This window comes from Dysgonomonas termitidis (genome assembly GCF_054657735.1).
In genome coordinates this window covers 2,029,924-2,056,054 of record NZ_BAAHYD010000002.1, presented here as the reverse complement: position 1 = coordinate 2,056,054, position 26,131 = coordinate 2,029,924, and the positions used below count along the sequence as shown (strand labels likewise).

At 41.0% G+C, this 26,131-nt stretch carries 20 protein-coding genes; 12 read left to right on the top strand and 8 right to left on the bottom strand.

Features of this window, described 5'->3' with window-relative positions; genetic code table 11:
- Positions 1-11: 11 nt before the first annotated feature.
- On the top strand, positions 12-1,658 hold the full coding sequence (locus ACYQ3L_RS12725; RefSeq protein WP_379997164.1) for a sulfatase-like hydrolase/transferase: 1,647 nt from the start codon (positions 12-14) through the stop codon (positions 1,656-1,658).
- A 74-nt stretch (positions 1,659-1,732) separates the two neighbouring features.
- Here the strand turns inward: ACYQ3L_RS12725 and ACYQ3L_RS12720 are convergent, their stop codons facing one another.
- Complete coding sequence (locus tag ACYQ3L_RS12720; protein WP_379997162.1) at positions 1,733-2,935, bottom strand: FprA family A-type flavoprotein; 1,203 nt, start codon at positions 2,933-2,935, stop codon at positions 1,733-1,735.
- A 29-nt stretch (positions 2,936-2,964) separates the two neighbouring features.
- Positions 2,965-3,984, bottom strand: coding sequence for a prolipoprotein diacylglyceryl transferase (locus ACYQ3L_RS12715; protein WP_379997160.1), 1,020 nt, complete (start codon positions 3,982-3,984; stop codon positions 2,965-2,967).
- 363 nt (positions 3,985-4,347) lie between these two features.
- On the opposite strand from ACYQ3L_RS12715, the gene ACYQ3L_RS12710 reads away from it, so the two are divergent.
- From ACYQ3L_RS12710 to ACYQ3L_RS12695, 4 genes are all read left to right on the top strand, one after another.
- Positions 4,348-6,315, top strand: a complete 1,968-nt coding sequence (locus ACYQ3L_RS12710) for a glycogen debranching enzyme N-terminal domain-containing protein (RefSeq protein WP_379997158.1) — start codon at positions 4,348-4,350, stop codon at positions 6,313-6,315.
- A gap of 94 nt (positions 6,316-6,409) precedes the next feature.
- On the top strand, positions 6,410-7,669 hold the full coding sequence (locus ACYQ3L_RS12705) for a glycosyltransferase family 4 protein (RefSeq protein WP_379997156.1): 1,260 nt from the start codon (positions 6,410-6,412) through the stop codon (positions 7,667-7,669).
- Positions 7,670-7,795: 126 nt separating this feature from the next.
- Positions 7,796-9,361, top strand: coding sequence for a polysaccharide deacetylase family protein (locus ACYQ3L_RS12700; protein ID WP_379997154.1), 1,566 nt, complete (start codon positions 7,796-7,798; stop codon positions 9,359-9,361).
- Positions 9,362-9,448: 87 nt separating this feature from the next.
- A complete protein-coding gene (locus ACYQ3L_RS12695; protein WP_379997152.1) occupies positions 9,449-9,649 on the top strand; it encodes a hypothetical protein in 201 nt (66 codons plus the stop codon).
- Positions 9,650-9,719: 70 nt separating this feature from the next.
- Here ACYQ3L_RS12695 and ACYQ3L_RS12690 read toward each other — a convergent pair whose 3' ends face one another.
- The gene (locus tag ACYQ3L_RS12690; RefSeq protein WP_379997150.1) at positions 9,720-10,469 is read right to left on the bottom strand and encodes an RDD family protein; all 750 of its coding nucleotides are present in this window, start codon (positions 10,467-10,469) and stop codon (positions 9,720-9,722) included.
- Between the two features lie 180 nt (positions 10,470-10,649).
- On the opposite strand from ACYQ3L_RS12690, the gene ACYQ3L_RS12685 reads away from it, so the two are divergent.
- The 6 genes from ACYQ3L_RS12685 to ACYQ3L_RS12660 are packed head-to-tail and all read left to right on the top strand — an operon-like array spanning position 10,650 to position 16,946.
- Positions 10,650-11,645 carry a stage II sporulation protein M gene (locus ACYQ3L_RS12685; protein ID WP_379997148.1) on the top strand — a complete coding sequence of 332 codons (996 nt, stop codon included), beginning with the start codon at positions 10,650-10,652 and terminating at the stop codon, positions 11,643-11,645.
- A complete protein-coding gene (locus tag ACYQ3L_RS12680; RefSeq protein ID WP_379997146.1) occupies positions 11,632-12,504 on the top strand; it encodes a DUF7847 domain-containing protein in 873 nt (290 codons plus the stop codon). Before ACYQ3L_RS12685 ends, ACYQ3L_RS12680 begins: the two co-directional genes overlap by 14 nt.
- Before the next feature lie 10 nt (positions 12,505-12,514).
- Positions 12,515-13,261 carry a hypothetical protein gene (locus ACYQ3L_RS12675; protein WP_379997144.1) on the top strand — a complete coding sequence of 249 codons (747 nt, stop codon included), beginning with the start codon at positions 12,515-12,517 and terminating at the stop codon, positions 13,259-13,261.
- Entirely contained in the window at positions 13,251-14,630 is a 1,380-nt protein-coding gene (locus ACYQ3L_RS12670; RefSeq protein ID WP_379997142.1) for a DUF4350 domain-containing protein, read from the top strand. Before ACYQ3L_RS12675 ends, ACYQ3L_RS12670 begins: the two co-directional genes overlap by 11 nt.
- Positions 14,631-14,640: 10 nt before the next feature.
- Positions 14,641-15,615: an AAA family ATPase gene (locus ACYQ3L_RS12665; RefSeq protein ID WP_379997140.1), complete on the top strand. Its 975-nt coding sequence runs from the start codon at positions 14,641-14,643 to the stop codon at positions 15,613-15,615.
- Complete coding sequence (locus tag ACYQ3L_RS12660) at positions 15,579-16,946, top strand: DUF58 domain-containing protein (RefSeq protein WP_379997138.1); 1,368 nt, start codon at positions 15,579-15,581, stop codon at positions 16,944-16,946. The genes ACYQ3L_RS12665 and ACYQ3L_RS12660 overlap by 37 nt, the downstream gene beginning before the upstream one ends.
- 46 nt (positions 16,947-16,992) lie before the next feature.
- Here the strand turns inward: ACYQ3L_RS12660 and ACYQ3L_RS12655 are convergent, their stop codons facing one another.
- The 5 genes from ACYQ3L_RS12655 to rfbA form a co-directional block, all read right to left on the bottom strand.
- Positions 16,993-19,281 (bottom strand): NADP-dependent malic enzyme, encoded by a 2,289-nt coding sequence (locus ACYQ3L_RS12655; RefSeq protein ID WP_379997136.1) that lies wholly within the window; start codon positions 19,279-19,281, stop codon positions 16,993-16,995.
- Between the two features lie 1,118 nt (positions 19,282-20,399).
- A complete protein-coding gene (locus ACYQ3L_RS12650) occupies positions 20,400-21,401 on the bottom strand; it encodes a S41 family peptidase (protein WP_379997134.1) in 1,002 nt (333 codons plus the stop codon).
- Positions 21,402-21,533: 132 nt separating this feature from the next.
- Positions 21,534-22,325, bottom strand: a complete 792-nt coding sequence (locus tag ACYQ3L_RS12645; protein ID WP_379997132.1) for a glycoside hydrolase family 25 protein — start codon at positions 22,323-22,325, stop codon at positions 21,534-21,536.
- 9 nt (positions 22,326-22,334) lie between these two features.
- On the bottom strand, positions 22,335-22,883 hold the full coding sequence (gene rfbC / locus ACYQ3L_RS12640; protein WP_379997130.1) for a dTDP-4-dehydrorhamnose 3,5-epimerase: 549 nt from the start codon (positions 22,881-22,883) through the stop codon (positions 22,335-22,337).
- A gap of 14 nt (positions 22,884-22,897) precedes the next feature.
- The gene (gene rfbA, locus ACYQ3L_RS12635) at positions 22,898-23,761 is read right to left on the bottom strand and encodes a glucose-1-phosphate thymidylyltransferase RfbA (RefSeq protein ID WP_379997128.1); all 864 of its coding nucleotides are present in this window, start codon (positions 23,759-23,761) and stop codon (positions 22,898-22,900) included.
- A 372-nt stretch (positions 23,762-24,133) separates the two neighbouring features.
- On the opposite strand from rfbA, the gene ACYQ3L_RS12630 reads away from it, so the two are divergent.
- Positions 24,134-25,864: a S41 family peptidase gene (locus ACYQ3L_RS12630; RefSeq protein ID WP_379997126.1), complete on the top strand. Its 1,731-nt coding sequence runs from the start codon at positions 24,134-24,136 to the stop codon at positions 25,862-25,864.
- Positions 25,865-26,131 lie beyond the last annotated feature (267 nt).

Genomic DNA, 26,131 nt, shown 5'->3' with positions numbered 1-26,131 from the left:
CAGAACAGTCAATGAGTGAGGTTCTAAATATACTGAAACGGAAAAAAATACAATTCTTCTTCTTGTTTTACATCTTGCTTTTGGTGCCTATATTATGCCCTCTTGCCCAAAACTTTACCTTTATCGACAAAGTCGCGGTTTTTCTCGTTTGCGGATTACTTTTCGCCGCCATATGGGTGCTATCCCTCTTTTTAAGTTCCAAATCCGAAAAGATTATTTATTCGGCAATGCTGGCTATATCGGTCATTCCGGGTTCTATCTTTCTGGCCTATCTGCTTTTTGCACGTGTGATGCTGGAGCAAAACAGTGTAACCAGCCTGTTCGAAACAAATCCCGAAGAAAGCAAAGAGTTTGTGGCTCATTATTTAAGCATATGGGTTATTGTCGGTGTATTGATTTATGCTGCTATCCCGATTGTGATGATATGCACGATGAAATCGTTCAAAAAGCTAAAAATAAGCAATAATAAACTACTTTTTTCTTTAAGTATTATCATTATCTTATGCATTGTCGGTATCAACAGGGTCTCGCGTTCGGTCTACTTCGTCAACTTCTATAAAACGTTCGTCAGCTATAAACTAAGGACCAGCTATGAAATAAAAACGATAAAAGAGCGGCAGAAAGAGGACTACATAGTAGAATCCGTCCGAAAAGACACCGTGCCATTGACTATTATCGTTGTCATAGGTGAATCCCTGAACAAACACCATATGTCGCTATATGGCTATCCGCGCACCACAAACCCCTTGTTATCCCAGCTTGGAGATAGCCTCATTGTATATCAGGATGTTGTTGCGCCGCAAGTACATACAATCCCGGTCATGCGTTCTATTTTATCTATGTCGGAGTTGAAGCATCCGGAATACTTTACGGAAAAACCATCTTTGTTCGAATTGTTTAACCGTAGCGGATACGACACTTATCTAATAAGCAATCAGGAATTCAGCGAAGACTGCAAATCGAGCTACGATATCCTGTTAACTCTGGCTAAAAAGAAATACAATGTAGCAACATATAAACAACATGACGACATTGTTCTGCCTGTATTGGATAAAATATTCGATGAAAGCGCTAACAACAGAAATAACAAGCTGATACTGGTACATCTGATAGGCAATCATATGGCCTACGAATTCAGATACCCCAAAGAATATATCGTATATAATAATAAAAAAGACAATCTGGTCGCAGATGCGCCATTCAGGGATGATAAAGCGAAGAAGACAATTGATAAATTCGACAATTCCGTCCTATACAACGATTACATAATAAACAGTATTATAGGAACGCTTAAAAGCCGGCAAAAAGGAGATGCAGTAATGATATATTTCTCCGACCACGGCGAAGAATTATACGACTATCGTGAATTTGCAGGGCATGCATATGAAAAGGTATCACCCACAATGAGTGAAATACCTTTTATGATATGGATGTCGCCTTCGTACAGAAAAAAACATACCGATCTTATCTTCGACAATAAACGCCCTTATTCCACCGAAGATTTCATATACTCCCTATCCGACATCGCCGGGCTAAACTATAAAGACTATAATGATTCCAAGAGCCTGTTCTCCAAAGAATTCAAGGCTAAAGAACGCTATGTAGGCGACAAGAGATATGAAGATATCAAGGAGAAATTTAAAGAGTATAAAGAATAAAAAATGAGTTATAAGTCCACATCTCATAACTCATCATTTATAATTTATAATTTATAACTTATAATTTAAAGACTTTATCTGTCTTGCTTCAATCTCTCGGCCATCGCTTTACCCAGCGAAATACAGGCATCATACGTATCATGACGCATAGCCTGACGCATCTCCACCGGCTCGCCAATTACTTCAAACTTAGTATCCAAAGCAAACTGAGCCAGACGTTTCACGGCAGCCCCCGCCCATGTGAATGAACCGAAGTATCCGAAATAACGGTGCTTCATATCACGTCCTTCTATTTTCGACAACAGGTATTCCACTTCAGGAAACAGCTTGTTGTTATATGTAGGCGAACCTACAATCAGCCCCTTATACTTAAAGATATCACGGATAATATAAGAATGTGAACGTTTGGATACATTGTGAAGGATAATCTCCTTTATTCCTTGCTGAGCCAGTTCATAAGCAACAGTTTCGGCCATCTGCTCGGTATTCCCGTACATACTTCCATAAGCTATAACTACGCCCTCATCACCTTCATAACGGCTAAGTTTGTCATAAATGGAAATCACTTTTTTGATCTGTTCATCTATAGTCCACACAGGACCGTGGGTAGAACAAATCATTTTTATATCCAGTGCGCTCAACTTCTCCAATGCCTTCTGTACCGGAGAGCCAAATTTACCCACCACATTGGAGTAGTAACGTATCATTTCGTCATAATAGCGTTCAGGGTGTAATTGTGTATCGGTAATACCGCCATCCAAAGTCCCGAATGTTCCAAAAGCATCTCCCGAAAAGATAATTTTGTCGATAGTGTCATATGTCATCATAGTTTCTGGCCAGTGCACCATCGGTGTGAGATTAAACACAAGATTGTGCTTACCCAACGACAGCTCATCCCCGTCATCAATCACCATCACACCGTCCGTAATACCATAAAAGCCCTGTACCATATCGGCTGTACGCTTATTACCCACAATCTTTACATTCGGATACCTGTTTCTCAGCAAACCGAGGGAACCCGAATGGTCCGGCTCCATATGATTGATAATAACATAATCGAGCGGTCTCCCACTTAATGCTATTTCCAGTTTATGAAAGAAAATATCGGAGTAGCAGATATCAACAGTATCAAATAATGCTGTTTTGCCATCCGAAAGAAGATAGGAGTTGTAAGAAACCCCTTTAGGCAGCGGCCACAGATTTTCAAAAAGATGCTTTGTCCGGTCATTTACGCCGATATAGAATAAGTCATCTTTTATTGGAATTGGTTTTAACATACTATCTAGTATTTTTCCTTTTTATTATGTTATTTTATCGTCTTTTCATCTATCGGCCCTTCTTTTCTGGTTATAGCGCTCCATACCAGCCATACTCCCCATACGACAAACGGCAGGCTCAATAACTGTCCCATATTCAAAACCATCGCCTGCTCATAATCTACCTGCGTGTTTTTTATAAATTCCACGATAAAACGCGACAGAAAAATGCCAATCAGCGAAACTCCCAGAATAAACCCGCTTTTGGTTTTGGCCGGTGTCTTATAAAAAAGGAACAAGCCTATAAGGAAAATGCAGAAATACGTAAGAGCCTCATATATCTGGGTAGGATGGCTGGGCAGAGAGTATATTGGTTCAGCGCCCCTTTTCCAATCCTCTATATTCTGTATAAAGCGAAATGCCCATGGCACATCGGTAGGTCCTCCATATATTTCAGAGTTCATCAAATTGCCCAGACGTATGGATGTCGCTCCTATAGCCACGCCCACCACCAGTTTGTCCAAAGTCTGTATCGATGTCAGATAAGTCATATACAACATAGCCACACATGCACCCACCGATAATCCAAGAAAAGCAATACCCAAAGTGGCATCGGCATTATCAGGATTTATTATATATCCGGCAATTCCACCGACAATGAAGCCGGCTACAGCACCAATAATCAAATGCTTCCAGTTCAATTTCTTTCCGGTTATCTTCAATGAATAAAGACAAACACCAATAACCATCCCAATAGCGCCACCATGACTGGCTAGCCCTCCTTTCCATATCTCTATCAGAGATACGGGGTTGGACAGATATTCCATCGGTTCATAGAACAGGCAGTGCCCCAGACGGGCACCTATGATAAGGCCGGTGAGCACATACAGGAACAGTGAGTCGAACCATTTCTCCGGAAGTTTTTCCGATTTGTACATCCTTTGCACCACCATTGTTGTGCAGAGAACCCCCGCAGCCCATAAAATACCATACCAGCGAATTTCCCGTCCAAAGAGAGAAAAAGCTTCAGGATTTACATCCCATGTTATAAATGAAAGCATGTCCAGCATAAAAATTATATTAGGATTCTATATAAGCTACCTTGTTTTTCGGATTACAAAGATATAAAAATACTATTCATTTAAAACTCGTTTAAATAATAAGTTGTACTAAATTTCTTAATTCTGCCATATTAAAAAACTGAAACTTAATATCTTTTGTTATAAATAAAAATACATATCCAATATAAAATAATTCTAAATAAGTACAACAACGCAGGACACATTTTTGCTTTTGATTTTATGTTAATAAACATCATGCGCAATTTGGAATATTTATTAACATTTTTGCTATCTTTAAAATCAGAAATAGGCTCTGGATAAAGTATCCTGACTTATTCAGTTATGTATACACAGTATAACTGTTAAAAAATTATGGATTATAACAAGGCGAACACCTATCTTAAATTTGATAAATCCCGGATGGTTAATCTAGAATACTCTCTTCGAAGAGAGATACTTAGAACAAACCGACGTGGAGCTTATCATTGTACTACACTCGTAGAATGCAATACGCGCAAACAACACGGACTACTCGTTATGCCTGTGCCCAAACTTGACAATTCGAACCACGTGCTACTCTCTTCTTTCGATGAAACTGTTATACAGCACGGTGCCGACTTCAATCTGGGAATACATAAATACGACGGGGACAATTACAGCCCCATGGGGCACAAATACATCCGTGAGTTTAGCTGCGATTCATTACCCCGCACCATATACAGGGTCGGAGGAGTAATCCTGTCGAAAGAAAAAATGTTTTCGCTCGAAGACAACACTATCTTCATCCGGTACACGCTTCTGGATGCACATTCACCGACAACCATACGCTTCAAACCATTCCTTGCCTTTCGTGAGATCAATACCCTGACGGTAGAAAACACGGTTGCCGAACATGGCTATAAAGAAGTGGAAAACGGTATCAGTATGTGTATGTACAGCGGTTATCCCGAGTTGTACATGCAATTCAACAAAGCGGCGAATTTTGTATTCGAACCCAATTGGTACAAGGGGATAGAATATGATAGAGATAAGGAAGAAGGCCTCCCGTATAAGGAAGACTTATATGTTCCTGGTTATTTCGAACTCCCTATTACAAAAGGTGAATCCATTATATTTTCGGCAAGCGATGTCCATGCCGATACCGGAAGACTATCTCTGTTATTCGAAGAAGGAGTAAAGGAACGTACACCGCGCTCTTCTTTCTACAATTGCCTTAAAAATTCCGGTCACCAGTTTTATTTTCGTCCCTCCAAAAATGAATTATACCTGCTGAACGGCTACCCTTGGGGACAAGTTACCGCCCGGGAGCAATTTATGTCTTTACCGGGACTAACGATCGGCTTAGGCAAACATGAAGCCTTCGAAGAGGTAATGGATACCGCAATCCCAACAATAGAGGCTTTCATGGAAGGGAACCCTCTGACAGGCTTTCTCAAAGATATAGGTGATGCGGATGTATTGCTTTGGGCGCTCTGGGCGTTGAAACGATTTTCCGATACAGAAAAAGACCGTTTTTATGCCAAATACGCATTGCTAACCAGCAAAATTGTAGCTTTCATACAGGAAGGGAAGCACCCTGGCCTCACCCCGTTAACAAACGGATTACTGAGCGTAGACAACCGTGCAGGACACCCTAGCTGGATGGACAACGCCGTGGCGGCCGGCAACTATCCCCTGCCACGCACCGGATGTCTAGTCGAAATCAATGCTTTCTGGTATAACGCATTAATGTTTAACCAGGATATTGCCCGTCATCTGGAAGATGCAAAACTTGAAAAGAAAATGTGCCTATTAGCCGAAATAGTAAAAACTTCATTCATCGACGTTTTTTACAACGATGGCGGTTACCTCTACGATTATGTAGCAGGAAACTATGTGGACTGGAGTGTAAGGCCGAATATGCTTCTGGCCATATCCCAGGACTATCCCCTCCTGGACAAACGGCAAAGCAAGTCCGTCATAGATATTGTCACTAAAGAATTACTCACAGCCAAAGGAATACGCTCCCTCAGTCCTAAAAGCATCGGATTCCGCCCACGCTATGAAGGCTCTGCCGCCGATAAAACCCATAGCGCATACAACGGAGCCTCATGGCCATGGTTGCTTGGCCCGTATATGGAAGCATACATGAAAATATTCCAACGGAGTGGCTATTCGTTTCTCGACCGCCTGCTCATCGGAATAGAAGATGAAATGTCGAACGACTGTATTGCTTCGCTCTCGGCACTTTACGACGGCAGCATCCCGTATTCCGGACATGGGCCTATATCGTATTCCCTTAGCGTGGCAGGGGTTATCTGGGCATTAAACCTACAAAAAGCATTTGCAGATGAATATTAAGAAAAGTATTAACCGCATAAAAAATATTAATGAGAGACGGAAAATTGACACTTGCTATTTTCTCGGTTTCATTAATGCTTAATTTTGAAAGTATATGAAAGCATTAATGTTTGGATGGGAGTTTCCTCCTCATATATTAGGAGGGCTCGGAACTGCAAGTTATGGCCTTACCAGAGGCATGGCGATGCAGCCTGATATGGATATTACATTCGTAATACCGAAGCCTAGGGGAGATGAGGACCAGAGTTTTCTGAAAATCATCGGGGCATGCAATACCCCTGTTGTATGGAAAGACGTTTATTGGGATTATGTAAGCGAAAGGCTTTCAAAATATATGGACCCTCAGGAATATTATAATATGCGGGATCATATTTATGCCGATTTTAGTTACATGCATACCAACGATTTGGGTTGTATCGAATTCTCGGGACGTTATCCCGACAATCTCCTCGAAGAGATAAATAACTATTCGATTATGGCGGGTGTGATTGCCCGTACCCACAATTACGATATTATCCATTCACACGACTGGCTCACCTACCCTGCAGGTATACATGCCAAAAATATATTAGGAAAGCCACTGGTGATACATGTACACGCTACCGATTTCGACCGTAGCCGCGGCAATGTAAATCCACAGGTATACCAGATGGAGAAAAACGGGATGGATCATGCCGACCATATCATTTGCGTAAGTAATCTTACCCGTCAGACGGTAATTGAAAAATACTATCAGGACCCGGCAAAAGTAACCACAGTTCACAATGCCGTAGAACCTTTAAGCCCCGAAATACTAGCCATCAATACCGAAAAAGGAATAAAAGACAAAGTGGTTACTTTCCTCGGGCGCATAACCATGCAAAAAGGCCCGGAATACTTTGTGGAGGCAGCTGCCCGTGTACTGGAAAGGGCCAAGCATATACAATTTGTTATGGCAGGCAGCGGCGATATGATGGAACGCATGCTGTATCTGGCTGCCGAAAAGGGTATATCGGACCGCTTCCATTTCACAGGCTTCCTCAAAGGGAAGCAAGTGTATGAAATGCTGAAACGCAGCGATGTATATGTAATGCCATCGGTATCCGAGCCTTTCGGGATTTCCCCGTTGGAAGCCATGCAATGCAGTATCCCTACCATTATCTCCAAACAATCGGGATGCGCCGAAATTCTGGACAAGGCCGTAAAGGTAGACTACTGGGATGTAGATGCCATGGCAGATGCCATATATTCTATTTGTACATATGATGCTATGGCGGATTTTCTCAGCAAAGAGGGCAAAGCCGAAGTGGATAATATCAAATGGGAATATGCAGGACAGAAAGTAAGGGATATATATAATAACTTGTGTAACTAAAGCAGCTCCCTAATTCCCCGGAGGGGGACTTGCAGCGAGAGTAAAAATTGATTGAAAAAAATTAAAAATAGTACAAGTAGCTTGTTTACTCGTAACTCGTAACTTGTAACTAAAAAAATATAAATTATGAAAAATATTTGTTTCTACTTCCAGATACATCAGCCACACCGCCTTAAAAGGTACAGGTTCTTCAATATCGGAGGCGACCACTATTATTATGATGACTTTGCCAATGAAGATTTCATCCAGCGGGTAGCCGAAGTTTCCTTTATTCCGGCCAATAGATTGATGCTGGATATGATAAAAGAATACAACGGAAAGTTCAAGGCCGCATTCTCGATCTCGGGTGTGGCACTGGACCAGATGGAGATATATGCCCCGGAGGTAATCGATGGATTCAAGGAACTCGCCGATACAGGATGTGTCGAATTCTTATCTGAAACACAAGGGCATTCCCTGGCGTCGCTTATTGATCCCGAAGGGTTTAAAAAACAGGTAAAGGAACATGACGATAAAATAGAAAGCCTGTTTGGGCAACGTCCGAAAATATTCCGTAACACGGAACTGATATACTCGGACGATATCGCCGAGCTTGTCCACGATATGGGATTTACGGGTATGATCACTCCCGGAGCAAAAAGAACTTTAGGATGGAAAAGCCCCAATTATGTATATAAATCGGCTGCACAACCGAAACTGAAGCTATTGATGCGCAACCCACGATTCAGTGATGATATCGCAACCCGCTTCTCCAATTATAACTGGAGCGAGTATCCGCTTACCGCCGACAAATTTATAAACTGGATAGCCGCCACACCAAAGGAAGAACAGGTAATCAACCTGTTTATGAATTATGAGGCACTGGGCAACTTCCAAAAGAAAAGTTCGGGAATATTTGATTTTATAAGGGCGTTGCCTCGATTTGCCAAAGAAAAGAATATCGGATTTGCCACCCCTTCCGAGGTACTGAATATGCTGAAACCGGTAGACAGTATTTCGTCTATGCACCCGATATCATGGGTAGGCGAAGAAAGGGATATATCGGCATGGTTAGGCAATACACTGCAACAGGAAGCTTTCCACAAACTCTACGAAGTTGCCGAACGTGTGAGTATGAGCCAGTCGAGACGGCTGTTGCAAGACTGGAATTATCTGCAATCGAGCGACCACTTCTATTATATGGGAACAAAACATGACCTGCCGTTCAGCCCTTACGCCTCTCCATACGAAGCATTCAATACTTATATGAATGTATTGAGTGATTTCAAGGAAAGAGTAGATGCCGAATTCCCTAGTTCGATCGAAAACGAAGAATTGAACGCCCTGCTGACAACTATCCACAACCAGGCAGACGAAATAGACCGGTTAGAAGACAAGATTAAGAAACTGGAGACAAAAACAAAGGGCACTGCATCCAAGGCTACGGATAAACCCGTTTCAAAACCTGAAACCATTAAGGAAGAGAAGCCTGCTCCTGCCCCGAAAGCATCGAAGAAAAAAGTGGCTGTTGCCTCTGCAAAATCCGAGGACAAGACAGGATTGACCACAAAGGTTAAAACCGGACCGAAAGCTAAAAAGCCGGCGGCAAAGATAAAAACAGATACTAAACCGGGAATAGAAGCCAAACCAGAAGAAAAAACGGATGGTAAAAGACCTGCATCCACGACTAAAGCTACGACAAAAAATAAATAATATTTTATATCCTTGCAACTTTTGACAAGCAGAATGCATCTTTATTAATAGGAACGTATTAGTCACTGTAACAAACTATTTAAGCCTATGAAAACAAAGATGCATTCTGTATATTCAAGTGTACGATTTTCCATACTATCACTAGCCGATCAATATTCGGGCACAACCATTAATCCGGAAGAAAAAGGATGGATGAAGAGGGTTGTTTCCGGTCTAAAACCTGAAGAGCATATAGTGAAGAATATCAATATGATAACAGAAAAATTCCCCAAAATAGACGTTTTATAAACAGATAGGCTCAAAGATGTAATAAGGCATATTTGCCCGCTTTACTTTATATTCACGCAGCTTTATTTTTTTATATGTCCTGTACTGCCTGATAATTATAATCACTTACTACTTTACGAAGAAACACCCTGTCGGGTCCATTATAAGTATATCCCGTAATGGACTTTATACGTTCGGCCAGCCGCTGGTTGAAGTAATCGCTGTCGCGCATGCGCTGATCCTCTATTATAGAACTGATAGTCTGAATATCCTTATCGGATAGTCTATCCAGAACATCTATATAAGTCACCTTATAATCTTCATGGAAATCGAGATCGGTGATGGATAATTCCCTGTTACGACTATTTAATTTGAGGTCTATAACCGTGGTTCCGGCCAGAAGGTCGCCCAAACGTTGCGATTTTTTTGTCACAGCCACCATGATTACCGCCAGAAAACCTTCTGTCAGGGAGAAGTCTATCAAACGAAAAAGCCATCTTATGAGGAAAGAGCTAGATGTAGGAGCTGTACCGTCAACGTTGACAACCCTTATTTTCATGACCATTTTACCGGGACTCTGCCCGTTATTTAAAATTTCGAAAAGCAAATGATAGAAGATTACAGGAAAAAAAATGATAATAACGAGAAAGATTGCAAAGATATCCCCACTGAAAGCCTGATTTATTCCAAAAGACGCCACCGTCCCCAAAATCCAAAACCAGCCGATAACCCACACAATAATAGCAATAAGATCGAGTAGATATGCTAGTATACGCTGTCCTACGCCCGCAGTTTCGTAATCTATAGTTACATTTTGTGTTGTCTGAACTTCAATAATCATTTCGATAAATAAAATAAGGCTTCAAGCCTTTTTTGCACCTATATCTGTTTTGTTTTCCCATTATAATGACTAAAAATCACAATTCCAGATACTCTCTATTATTTATAATTGACAAATTTAATTTTTTTGTATGATTATTACCACATTTCTTTCTTTCTTTTTAGGCAAAGGATTATATTTGTGAAAATAATTCTAAATACGAACTACAAACTAATGAGAGAAGCCGCCTTTGTTAAGGAAAATAGGAATAAGTGGCAGCAGATAGACAGTCAGACCAAAGATAAAGATATTCCGGCTGAAACACTCGCTGACAACTTCATAGAACTTACAGACGATCTCTCGTATGCACGTACTTTTTATCCCAAATCACAGACAGTAAGATATCTTAATCAGCTTGCCGGCCGCTATTTTATTAATATATACCAGTACCGAAAAAAGGAGAACGGCCGTTTCCTCCGCTTCTGGAAAACCGAATTACCGCTTATCATGTACCGGTACAGGAAGAATATGCTTTATGCATTCCTGTTCATGCTTGCAGGCGTACTTTTGGGAATCTTTTCCCTGCAACAGGAATCTGATTTTTCAAGCGCAGTACTCGGGCAGGGATACGTGAACATGACTCTCGAAAATATAGAAAACGGAGATCCGATGGGCGTATATAAAGACGATGCTAAAGGATGGATGTTTTTCGGTATAGGCAGCAATAATATCAGGGTAGCATTCTATGCTTTTATTTTCGGGATATTTTGCTCTGTTGGAACAGTTTATATACTGTTTTCCAATGGGGTAATGCTGGGTGTATTCCAATATTTTTTCTACCAATATGGATTACTCGGTGAATCGGCGGCTGTCATATGGCTGCATGGCACATTGGAAATATCGGCTATTATCATATCCGGAGGTGCAGGTATGGTTTTGGGAAACAGCATCCTGTTCCCCGGCACATACAAACGGATCGATGCCGTGCAGAGAGCGGTGAAAGATGCTGCAAAAATAGTAGTGGGCCTGATTCCCGTCTTTATTGTAGCTGCTTTTATCGAAAGTTATATTACCCGCCTCACAGATATGCATATATATCTTAAACTTACAATAATAGGCCTGTCGGCATTATTTATCATATGGTATTTTATTTATTACCCTTATCTTATAAACAAAAAAACGAATGGAGACACATGAAAAAATCAGATTGAACGGAAACCGCGATTTCAGTGGTAACTTCGATATGGCAATAAAATTTATCAAACAGAATTTCGGGCCTATTGCCAGAGGTCTTTCTTATCTGATACCTCTATTGCTGATAGCTGCATTCTGTATACCAAACCTGTTCAGCATGTATTATCAGATGGGAACTCACGGATTAAATAATCCCTATGAAGATTTCACGGTATCCTCATTTCTTATGGCTGCCATCGGGTATATACTACTGTGGCTTGCCATGTTCGCCATGATATTATTTACCATATCTTATATGTCGATGTATGTAAAATCGGATGACGGAGTTGTCGACAATATACAAGTATGGAAAAAAACAGCCAAAGTAGCGTTGCCTGCTTTCGGGGCTTCGATTCTTTTTGGGCTGGCATTCACGATAGGTTTCGTTTTATGTATTATACCGGGTATTATTGTTATGGTTTATCTGGGATTTTATCTATATGCATATATCAATGAAGATCTAGGTATTATGGATAGTTTCCAACGAAGCATCGAGTTAGTCAGGAATAATTTCTGGATAACATTAGGTTATGGCTTAGTGTTTGTAATTATACTCTCTTTGATTGGTTCCGTATTTGCCATACCCTACTATATAGGGTTGATAGCAAGTACGTTTCAGGTTAAATTTTTCGCCAACGATTTTTTCTTTATCTTATCCATCATGATTCTCTTTGTGGGATCTTTATTCTCATATATAATAATGTATACAGCTATGGGAGTCATGTATTACAGCCATCGCAACAAGATAGAAGGCAACGATCTGGAATTTGAGATAGACAGTATAGGAAACCATAACGATACTCCTCCAAGCATCCCATATTAACCCGGTCTCTGTGTTGAACAATAAGAAAGATATAACATTTATAAAGAGTATATTATTTATATTCTTCACTTGTCTATTCTCATATCTTCCGGCGCAGACCGACACAATACAAACCATTACGACATCACCTGTACAGGAAACTGTGGATTTCAGAATCCCTGATGAAACGAAAATAAAAGAATACCAGAACGATAATCGCTTCCAGTACAAAAGAGTCGAAAAAACTCCCTCATGGTGGGATAAAGTTAAAAATTGGTTCTTCAATCTCTTCGAAGATATATTTTCAGCTATAGCAGAATCGGGCTTTCCTGGAGTTATAGTCCTGATAGCGCTAATTGTTATTATATGCCTTATTGTCCTGAAATTTGCCGGAGTAGACCTCAGGACAGTATTCGGGAAGAAAAAGATGGATACGCCCGAAATCGATATTTATACCGAGAATGTACACGATATGGATTTTGATTCGCTGATAGCGAATGCGTTGAAAAATAAAGATTACCGCCTTGTTATACGCTTCCTTTATCTAAAAAATCTGAAACTTTTAACGGATAAGGAGTTTATAGAGTGGAAGCCAAATAAGACCAACTACAGTTACCAGTACGAGATAGAAAATCAGACCGTACGCTCCAATTTTATGGAAACGACGCTGATTTTCGATTATATATGGTATGGAGAATTCATTCCCGATGAAACGAACTTCCCTCTTATATGTAGCCGGATGGAGTCTTTCTCTAAAACGATAGCCAATGAAAGATAAGAAGATGATAGCACTCATAGTGGTGATTGTCCTCTTATTATTCGGACTCCCATTCGCAAGATCCAGGGCGCCAAAGCCTGTAGACTGGTCGCCTACTTTCATCAATTCGAAAACCGGACCTTATGGTACATATATTACCTATCAGCTACTGGACGATATTTTTGATGAAAAGAATATACGGGTCACCCGCATGCCGGCCTATAACAACCTGAAGAAAAATGTGGGAGAATACCTAACTTATGATGATTCATACTCATACGAAGACAAGGATTATTACGATACATATGAGGAATCTACAGTCACGGATTATCCGGACTATGAAACCGACTCCGCAACAAGTTATATGGAAGAGCAAATAGAAACCGGCAGTACTCTCACGGAAGAATATGATCCCACTTCATGGTATGCCGATCTGGATAATATATCAGATACTACCTCATATATATTTATAAACACAAGTTTTACGCTCGATAAGCTGGATATGGAGTATATGCTGGATTTTGTAGGGTTGGGTAATAACGTCTTTATTTCTGCCGAAACGATAGACAGAAAGCTTTTGGATACATTAAAGATAAAGACGGATACAAAATATTTCCAGACAGATACAGTTTATAACCTTACTGACCACCCTGCAAGAAAATACAGTTTCGGCAGTATTCAGGGACAAGTAAAATTTAATACGGATAGTTGTAAACTCTCTGTCAGACCTTTGGCCTTTAACAATAAGAAAGATACCGTATTTATCGATGTTAAGTATGGTAAAGGCCATATCTACCTGCATTCCGTACCTTCGGCTTTTGCGAATGTGAACATGCTCCAAACCGGGAAGTACGATTTTGGATTCCGGTGTTTATCATACCTGCCCAAAAACAGTAAGATAATTTGGGACGAATATCAGAAGCAGGGTTCACTGGGCGAAGGAAGCGATTTTAAGATAATGTTGAATAATCCGCCATTGCGTGTAGCATTGTATGCTATTCTCATCGGTTTTTTGCTGTTCATGCTATTCCGCTCAAAACGCACCCAACGGGCTATTCCAATCATCAAGCCTCCGGTGAATTCATCATTAGAATTTCTGGGAACGATAAGTAACCTTTATTACCGTAAGAATGATTTCATGACCATATTAATAAAACGACATGCATATTTCCTCGATTACATCAGGAAGCATTATTATATGTCCACCGAAAACATCGACAATGAATTTGTAAATGTATTGAGTGCGAAATCGGGGATGGACAAGGACCGGCTCAGTGAACTGTTCCATATCTATAAAGACTTATCCACATTGGCCTTTATAGAAACCCAGCCATTCCTTAGATACAATAACTTGTTGGAAGAGTTTTATAGAACTGTAAAGAACAAATAAACAGAGATATATGTCAGATTTAGAATTCCAGTCGAGAATAGATTTCTCCGAATTGAGCCAAGGCGTTCAAAGCATAAAAAATGAAATCGGGCGGGTTGTTGTCGGCCAGCATCAGTTGATAGAACAAATGATTGTTGCTATTCTGGCAAATGGCCATGTGCTGGTAGAAGGTGTGCCCGGCGTTGCAAAAACATTATCGGCAAAACTTTTAGCTAAGACAATCGATGTAGGATTCAGCCGCATCCAATTTACCCCCGACCTGATGCCGTCAGACGTATTGGGCACGAGTATTTTCATGCCGGGAGCCGCTAAGTTCGAATTCAAGAAAGGGCCTATATTCTCCAATATAGTCCTGATAGACGAGATTAACCGTTCTCCGGCCAAAACCCAGGCAGCTTTATTCGAAGTAATGGAAGAACGTCAGGTTACAAATGACGGTACCACATATAAGATGGACTATCCGTTCCTCGTAATAGCCACGCAAAACCCTATCGAACAGGAAGGTACTTACCGCCTGCCGGAAGCACAACTGGACCGTTTCCTTTTCAAGATAGTAGTGGATTATCCGAATATCGTCGATGAAATCGCTATTCTTGATCGCCAGAACAAAGGCGAACTCACTATAGATGCAGTTATAAACCCTGTGCTGGATGCCGGAAAGCTCAACCGTTTACGTCAGACTGTGGAAAAAGTGCTGGTCGAACATCATTTACTCGAATACATCGCACAAATAGTATCTGCCACCCGTCAGAGTCCATGGATAACATTAGGCGCCTCGCCTCGTGCTTCCCTGGCCATTCTGAATGCATCAAAAGCGTTGGCAGCCATCAGAGGCCGAGATTTTATCACACCCGACGATATAAAAGAAATGGCCGTGCCTGTGCTTCGCCACAGAGTATTATTAACACCTGAAAAAGAAATGGACGGTACATCCACCGATACAATCATATGGCAATTGATAGACAAAGCGGAGGTTCCCCGATAATACGGTTTATTAAGAGTCTCTATCTTACAAACCTGCTCTTTATTACACTGGCATTATGTGTAATAGGACTTTTCACATGCTTTATTTTCGATGAATATTTCTACCTGATGCAGCTTGCGTTGGGCGTATTCTGCGTATTTATCCTTCTGGATATATTCACTGTCTTTCGTCAGAAGAAAGGAATAGCAGGAACACGTAATTGTCCCGACAGATTGTCCAATGGCGATCAGAACACAATATCTATCTCTATCACAAATAAATACCCTTTCAAAGTCAGGATAAAAATCGTAGAAGAAGTTCCTTTCCAATTTCAGAAAAGGGATCTGATATTCAGAACATCTCTGGCAGCCGACAGATCAGAAGTCTTCTATTACGACTTACGTCCCACTCAGCGGGGAGTATATCAATTTGGCTCTTTAAATGTTTATGTAGCAGGTTTATTCGGCTTCGTCAGCAGACGCTATATCTTCGACAACCATAAGGATGTGGCGGTATATCCGTCATTTATAGAGATGCATAAATATGAATTGCTGGCGGCATCGCACCGTCTGACCGATTACGGGGTAAAAAGAATCAGGCGGATAGGGCATGCAACGGAATTCGACCATATAAAACATTATATATCCGGCGACGATCCCCGTACAATCAATTACAAGGCAACAGCCCGTATAAACCAACTTATGGTAAATACATACCAGGAAGAAAAGTCGCAGCCTGTATATTGCCTTATCGACAAAGGGCGCACAATGAAAATGCCGTTCAACGGACTGACATTGCTCGATTATGCGATCAATTCGACTTTAATGGTATGCAGTACAGCGCTTAACAAAGGCGATAAAGCCGGATTGATTACCTTTTCGAAAGGGATAGACGAAATATTGCCTGCCGATAAGCATCGCCGCCAACGGAACAAGATACTGGAAACTCTGTACGCTCAGCAAACCGATTTCAAAGAGGCCGACTATGAACGCCTATATGTCACTGTACGCCGTAAACTGACGCAACGAAGCCTGATAATTCTATATACCAACTTTGAAACAGTAAATGGCATGCGCCGCCAATTGAAATACCTGGGCAGTATGGCCAAAGATCATCTGATACTCGTCGCCTTTTTCCTCAACTCGGAATTTAATGAAGTTCTGGATACCTCACCCTCCAATATGGAAGAGACTTTCCGCAAAGGGATGGCTGAAAAGCTGTCGTATGACAAACTGCTTATTGTAAAAGAACTGAACAGGTACGGGATTTACACAATATTGTCAAAGCCCGAGAATCTGACGATCGATTCCATCAATAAATACCTGGAGTTCAAATCGAGAGGCCTGATATGAGTAATAAGTCGTAAGTCATTACTCAATACTTAGTACCTGATACTTACTACTCTTCCAATTGTCCGCTTTGAGATGCAATCGCATCCACGACAGCAACAGTCGTAAGATTTATAATATCCCTTACAGAGCTTTCAATATCAGTGAAATGAACCGGCTTGCGTAGTCCCATCTGAATAGGCCCGATACTTTCACCGGCAATGCCGAGTTCCATAAGCAGCTTACTGGATATATTTGCAGAGCTCAGATTCGGGAATATCAATGTATTCACATCCTTACCTCTTAGTGCATTGAAAGGGAAAGTCTTGTCTCTTAGCTCCTTGTTCATTGCAAAGTTCAGTTGCATTTCGCCGTCGATCTTGAATTCAGGATAATTCTCGTGGAAGTACCGTATAGCGTTAGCTATACTCTTCGGACTACCGTTATCATCTGCACCATAATTGGAGAACGACAGCATTGCCATTACAGGTTCGGTTGCAAAATATTTAACCGCATCGTGTGTCAACTTCACTATTTCTATCAGCACATCTTCCTCCGGCCAGCGGTTTATAAGCGTATCAGCCAGGAAAAAAGGCCCTTTCTTGGTATGCACGATATGCATTGCTGCAAAATGCTTGTAATTGGGCCGTAATCCGATAACTTCCAGCGCAGTACGCGCAAATTCGCGGTAATGACTGTAAATCCCGGTTATTACAGCATCGGCATCCCCTGTTTCCACCATCATCATACCGAAATAATTGCGGTCGCTCATTTTCTCAAAAGCTTCCTGATATCGGATACCTTCTCTCGATTTCTTATCACTTAATATCTTTGCGTAACGGCTACGCCTTACATCTTCCGATATGTTGCGATGATCTATTATTTGTATTCCATTCAGCTCAAGCCCGTTTTCACCGGCAATATGCCTGATGCGGTCCTCACTACCCAACAGGATAGGATGGCACAAACCGTCTTTATGTGCAAAAATCGCAGCCTTTATCATATTGATATGGTTACCCTCGCAATATACAACCCGCTTGGGATCACTCTTTGCCAAATGCGTAAGACGGTGTATGAGCTTATTGCTGTAACCCAGCATCTCCGATAGCTTGTTCGCATATGTATCCCAATCGGTAATCTGCTTACGGGCAACGCCACTTTCAATAGCCGCTTTCGCTACCGCAACAGAAACAGTCGTCAGCAAGCGCGGATCGAGAGGTTTAGGTATAATGTATTCTTTACCGAATGACAGACGCTTCAACTCATAGGCTGTATTGATAACATCCGGAACAGGTTCCTTTGCCAGATCGGCAATAGCACGTGCCGCGGCAAGTTTCATTTCTTCATTGATACCTGTAGCCCTGACATCGAGCGCGCCGCGGAATATATAAGGAAATCCCAGCACATTATTGACCTGATTAGGATAGTCGGAACGGCCTGTGGCAAAAATAATATCATCGCGGGAAGCCATTGCTTCTTCGTATGAGATCTCGGGATTAGGATTCGCCAAAGCAAATACAATAGGGTCCGGAGCCATTTTGCGAACCATCTCCTTTGTCAGTACATCAGCTTTGGACAGGCCTAAAAACACATCGGCGCCTTCTAAGGCTTCAGCCAGCGTTGTTATATCCCTACCGGTCGCAAAACATTTCTTTATATCACTCAAATCATTACGTCTCGTAGTAAGTACCCCCTTACTATCACACATAATTATATTTTCTTTCCTGACTCCGAATTTCATATACAGGTTAGTACAGGCAACAGCCGAAGCCCCTGCCCCGTTCACAACCAGTTTTATCTTCGAAATATCCTTATTTGATACATCCAGCGCATTAAGCAATGCGGCCGCCGATATGATAGCCGTGCCATGCTGATCGTCATGCATCACCGGAATATCGAGTTCTTCCCGCAGACGTCGCTCTATTTCGAAACATTCAGGAGCTTTTATGTCTTCCAGATTGATTCCTCCGAATGTAGGGGCAATCGCTTTTACTGTCTGTATAAATTTCTCCGGATCTTTCTCATCCACCTCAATATCAAAGACATCGATCCCTCCGTATATCTTAAAAAGTAATCCCTTACCCTCCATTACCGGTTTGCCTGCCAGAGCCCCGATATCTCCCAGCCCCAGAACGGCCGTACCGTTAGATATGACTGCCACCAGATTCCCCTTAGCCGTGTAATCGTATGCCGTCTGAGGATATTTTTCTATCTCCAGACACGGCTCGGCTACACCGGGTGAATATGCCAACGCCAAATCGGTTTGAGTACTGTGAGGTTTTGAGGGAATAACTTCTATTTTCCCCGGTCTGCCTGATGAGTGATACTTTAAAGCAGCTTCTCTTGTAACTTTAGGCATAATCTTAAGATTTTTATAAGTTTTACTAATTATATCAACTAGCATGAATTAGAAACAAAGTTACAAAAAAGGAATCTGATACAGCCAAATTTTAGGTTAATCGTTATGACAATAAAAACTGTTTTTCAACATAAAAATGACAGAAAATATAGACCATAATCAAGCATTTTCAATTTCGTTAACATCATAAAGTCAAAACACAATATAATAAAATTAGATATTTAGCTTTAATACAACAATTTGACGCAGGATGATGAAAATAGTATAATAACAGATAATATCTCAATTTCTATACATCTTGCATTTTAACTATAAAACCATCATAAATCACATTCAACTTTTACAGTTAGCAGTTAACAGAAATACAGGTCTTTCAACTTATTACTTAAAACTCATAATTCATTATTATATTTACGTTTATTAACTATGTTTAATTAAAACCTGACACATCTGACAGTTTTTTCATTATTTTCATCTTATACATTCACATTCATTAACTATATATAGTTAAAAAGTAACAAAAGTAACACTTGTTTCAATTAACAGCTAACAGTTATCAGTGAACAACTCATATCTCGTGTCTTGTCTACTCGTAACTCGTAACTGCCCGAAGGGCGAAGTAACTCGTAACCGTTAAAAGGTAACAAAGGTAACACTTATTTCAGTTAACAGTAAACAGTCAGCAGTTAACAACTCGTATCTCGTGTCTTGTCTACTCGTAACTGCCCGAAGGGCGAAGTAACTCGTAACTATATCAAAAAAGTTACAAAAGTTACACTTTTCCCACTATTTTTTATCTGTTCCTTTTTTCTCTCTCCGTAAGTCCCCCAAGGGGCAGGGCTGTTAAGTTCTCCGCTTTATTTTGTTATTCTCTGCTGTCATCCTGAGTGGAACGAAGGATCTCCTTCTATTTAGGAGATGTTTCACTTCGTTCAACATGACAAAGAGTATATAAGGATTCAGAACTTAACAGCCCTGCTCTTGGGGAATGGAGAGTGCTCGTTCATCCTTTCAAAGAACTATCAGCTAAAAGCTAAAGGCTATCGGCTTAATATATAGATAAAGTATTTTGTAAAAAGTGATTTTTGATTCAAGATTATTTAAATCATTGGTTCACGTTATTTATTAGCCTTCAAAACCTCTCTGGCTCTTTCGATCATCGAATCTAATCCCTTAGCCATATCTTCATCTGTCATGTCCTGAGAGATATCGGGGTCGATGCCAAATTCTATCTGCTCTTTCTCTGCATCCAGGACGGGTGATGCTGAAAACCGTACCGACCAGCCATTGGGCAATTCGGAAGAGAAAGGCAAACCGGAACCTCCGCCTGTTTTATCACCTATGATAATAGCATTTGGAGCATAACGCATCGCGTTCACAAAATCATTGGCTGCACTATAACACCTGCGGTTGGTAAGTACCGCCACTTTTTTCTGGAATCTCAGCCCGCTTGCCGGCTCTATATGCATTTCATAAGGTTCGGAGAAATCATTATGTCCCTTACCAGTTTTGTGAAGGATATGGGCTACCAGTGTCTTCTCATTAAAGAAATAAGACGCAAGTTTTTCACTGTTAGTCATTAGCCCCCCGCCGTTGTTCCTTACATCGAGGATAACACCGTCACATGCGGCCAGACGGTCGAATACCTGCGACAGATTACCATCGCCGATCCCACTCGAAAAACTACCATAGTACACATAACCAATATTATCATCCAGTATTTTGTACTTCAATCCGCTGGCAATACTGTAGTCTGTCCCAAGATAATTATCCTGTATTTTGGTGTCGAAATTATAGGGATAATCTTCGTACCATTTCCAGTAACGGGCCACATCATGGGTCGCCACCAGATTCACATGCCCGTCCTTTACCTCAGCCAGCATTTCTCCCAATACCGTAAACAAGGCATCGTTGCTCATACTCTCACTTATACGTGCTGCATAACGGGTATGAACTTCGTTCCAGTCCACATCCTTATAACTGAAAAAACAGTAATGCTCATCCATTATTTTCCACAAAGCCTCAAAGTTTCCTTTTCTGGTATTATCGAATTTATCTTCATCAAAACATGATGAAAAGCAGAAAACAAATGCAAGAGATATGAAAAGTATATATTTCATACTATAATTTTGTTTTTAATGGATGTATGGAAACTCGCATGACAAAATTATCATGCACTTAGATGAATGGTGATTGGCTCCGCCGATTTTGCAATTCATGCTTGTTTTCATACAGTATTTATATTTAGAGCCTCAAGGTAATAATAATTCTTTAAACTCCTGAAATGAATAACGATAGTAGTTCAAATCAATATCGCCATCCACCCCGGGCAATTCCCCTTTATGCGAAAACTGCCATATACGCCAGTTCTTCACATCACCGGACGGCTCATTATGCAGGTCACACATCCAGATCAGGTTATCAGGAAAATTATCTTTGATATATAATTTATAGCAATCTTTATTTGTATAAATGACTGGATGGATGCCAAAATGCTCATACAACTCCTTTTCCAGCACTTTCAATTCACTTACGACAACTTCAATATAGTCTTTATCCTTACTATACGGATTGGCCGGTGAATGTTCCACATCGATAGCCGGCAGCATATCTCCGGCGTTAAACCGCGCTATTTTCAGAAAGTGCAGGGCCTGCTCTTTTCCGGATAGGCCGAATGTATAGAAATGGTAAGAACCCACCTTTATATTGGTTTCCCTCGCCAAATCATAATTGTAGGGATAATTCCTGTCTTCATGGGAAGTTCCTTCTGTCGCTTTAATATAAGCGAAAGTGATGTTCTGCTCCAATACACTCTCCCAGTTAAGGATCGGGTTGTGATGGGATACATCCACTCCCTTTACAAAATACTTGCTGGAATCGAAAGACCCGGATTCTCCAAAATAATCTTTTATAATGAAGAACGCCACAACACACAGGCACGCAGCTATGACAAATGGCAGAATAAGCCTTTTCGGTTCAAATTTCGTTGCTCTCTTTCTGCCTGTTTTTTTCAGGGTTCGCTTTCTTACTATTTTCTTAGCCATTGGCTTACCTTAATCGAAAACAACAGTCTCAGTAAAAAGCTTACCTGCTTTATCTTTTGCCGACAGAATCAGCTCTTCTTCTTTTATTCCCCAATCAATACCCACTGTTGGATCGTTCCACAAAAGCGAGGCCTCATATCCCGGGGCATATACATTGTCCACTTTGTAAGAAAAAATGGCTTCGGGGCTAAGCACCAGAAATCCATGGGCAAAACCTCTGGGGATGAATAATTGCTTTTTATTATCTTCGGTAAGTTCCACGGCTAAAGATTTGCCGAAGGTGGGTGACGATTTACGCAGATCCACTATCACATCCAGTACACTGCCCTTTAGCGCTCTGACCAACTTAGCCTGCGCATATTTACCTGTCTGATAATGTAAGCCCCGCAATACACCACGGGTCGACTTCGATTCATTGTCCTGGATAAATTCAACCCTTCCGACATGCTCCTCAAAAGCATCTTTCCGGTACGACTCCATAAAATACCCTCTTTCATCGGTAAAGACACGGGGTTCTATTATCCAGACTCCTTTTATGTTCTGCTCTGTAAATTTCATACAATAAAAAAACTTTAGTCTAGTAAGCTAAGTATATATTGTCCATATGCTGTTTTATCAAGACGTTTGCCTAAAACCCGCAGTTGTTCATTATCGATCCACTTGTTTCGCCATGCAATTTCCTCTATACATGATATATAAAAACCTTGCCTGTTCTGTATTGTCTCAACATAGTTCCCGGCTTCAAGCAAGCTATCGCAATTCCCTGTATCGAGCCATGCAAAGCCCCGTCCGAACAATTGAACCTTCAAAGTCCCTTCGTTCAGATAGCACTTGTTCAGATCGGTGATTTCAAATTCTCCTCTGGCCGACGGCTTCAACGCCTTCGCCTTTGCGGAGACACTGTCATCGTAAAAATAAAGTCCGGGCACAGCGTAGTTGGATTTAGGGTTTTCGGGTTTCTCCTCCAATGATACTACCTTACCATCTTCATTAAACTCTACAACTCCGTATGCCCTGGGATCTTTGACATAATAGCCGAAAATGCATGCCCCTTTTTCTATCGTTGCAGCTTCTTTCAGCATTTTGGAAAAGCCCTGTCCGTAAAACATATTATCTCCGAGAATCAGGCATCCGGCTTCTCCGTTCAGAAATTTTTCGCCCAATACGAAAGCCTGGGCCAAGCCGTTAGGAACTTCCTGAATTACATATTCAAACTTCATCCCGAGCTCTTCTCCCGTACCCAGCAACGCCTCAAACATCGGCAAATCGCGCGGCGTGGAAATGACCAATATTTCGCGGATACCGGCCAGCATCAGTGTGGATAAAGGATAATAGATCATCGGTTTATCATATACCGGCATTATCTGCTTCGATATTGCTTTGGATAAAGGGTAAAGTCGTGTGGCGCTTCCGCCTGCGAGGATAATTCCTTTCATGCTCGTTCTGTTTATTTATTCAAATGCAAATATAAGATAATAGTTACGAGTTACAAGTTACGGATTACGAGTTTTTCGTTGCTCCGCTCCGTTTTGCCAACGTGCATCTTGCTTACTCGTAACTGCCAGCTGAGCGAAGTAACTCGTAACTTTTCATTATCTGATCATCCTTTTATGTTTTTTTGTTAAAAATAAGACATATATAACCCTGTCAAATTTCGCTATTTATAAAAAAAAGTATTCCTTTGTGTTGTTTTTTAGAACAATGAGTAAGGGATAGGATTTAGTGATTTAACATCGAATTATAATTCACGCTCGTTGTTCCACTTACTAAAGTAATAAACAGGTCTGCGACATAAACAGATAGAATTAATGAAATATAGATTCATCACATTTTTGACAATCCCGGTTCTTACGGGAGCTTCTTTTATTCAGGCGCAGAACGTTCCTGATAAAAATCAACAGCAACGTTACTTCGACATAAATAAGAATATAGAAATATTCAATTCCATTGTACGGGAAGTAGACATGTTCTATGTAGATACCCTGGACCTGAACAAAACTATCCGCAGCGGGATTGACAATATGCTCAACACCCTCGATCCTTATACGACTTATTTCAACAAGGACGACATGAAGGAGTTCAGCACCCAGATTTCCGGCGAATATGCCGGCATAGGCTCCAGCATTGCCTTCAAAGACGGGAAAGTAGCTATTACTGAACCCTTTGAAGGAAAGCCTGCCGATAAAGCCGGGTTAAAAGCCGGAGACTACATACTCGAAATAGACGGTAAAGACATGACTACCTGCGATAAGGTAGAAGGAGAAGCTTTCGGTCGTACACTGAGTAACTTTGTAAGTTCTAACCTGAAAGGGCAACCGGGGACATCGATACAAATAAAAATAGAGCGTCCCGGCGAGAAAAAGCCCTTTATTGTAAAGGTGGTACGTGAGAAGATCACTATCGATCCTATACCGTATTATGGCCAGATAACTCCCTCTACAGGATATATTAATTTCAGCCCTACTTTTACCGATAAAAGTGCGATGGATGTGAAAAAGGCATTCCTCGATCTGAAAAAGCAGGGAGTAACATCCTTAATTTTCGATCTTCGCCAGAATGGAGGCGGAATACTTGAAGAAGCCGTCCAGATTGTAAACCTGTTTGTACCGAAAGGAAAAGTCGTCTTATCTACCAAAGGAAAGCTGAAACAACTGGACAGGACGTACCGTACTACACTCGAACCTATCGACACGGAGATACCCATTGTCGTACTTATAGACAGAGGCTCGGCTTCGGCGGCAGAGATCGTTGCCGGATCGCTGCAAGATATGGACAGAGCGGTACTCATAGGTGAACGCACATACGGTAAAGGATTGGTACAGTCGACAAGGGAAATCCCATACGGAGGCGGTGTAAAAGTTACCAATTCCAAATATTATATTCCGAGCGGAAGATGTATTCAAGCCATAGATTACACACACCGCAACGCAGATGGCAGTGTAGGGCGTATCCCTGACAGCCTGACAACCGTATTCAAAACCGAAATCGGCCGTCCGGTAAGAGATGGTGGTGGTGTTTCTCCGGATATCGCATTCGAGGAAGAGAAAGCTCCTACCATAACATACTACCTTGCCAATCAGTTCATCGTATTCGATTGGGTTACAGACTGGGCCGCAAAGCATAAATCAATTACTTCCCCCGAAACATTCTCTATTTCGGATGAAGACTATGAAAGTTTCAAGTCATTTGTTAAGTCAAAAGATTTTCAATATGACCGTATGAGTGAAAAATCGATGGCTTCGCTCAAAGAAGTAATGGAATTTGAAGGATACATGAAGTATGCGGATGCAGAATTCAAGGCTCTGGAAGCGATGCTTGTACCCAATCTCGACCGGGATCTGGAAACATTTAAAGATGACATTACACGTCAGATAAACACAGAAATCATCAGACGTTACCATTATCAGAAAGGAGAATATATCTATACTCTGAAAAATGATAAGGAACTGGCCAAAGCCGTAGAAGTATTAAACGATCCGGAATTATACAAAAAAACATTATCTGCTCCCGCTGAAGAAAGCGAAGTAGCTATGAACTAATATAAAATAAGAGCAAAGCATCCGTCTGATAACGGATGCTTTGTTATTTTAAGGCTATTGCACATGAGGCATAAACGACTTGAAATTACATTCTTATTCAATATTTTTGAATACATTATCAAGGAGTTCAACTAAAAAGATTATCTTTGCAGTCCTGTAAAGGCTGAAACCGACAAACCGAAATAAAAACGAGGGTCGCGGACCTGTTTATTGTTTATCCAAGTATAACAATTATTGATAGTTATAGCGTTAAAACACGACATTAGA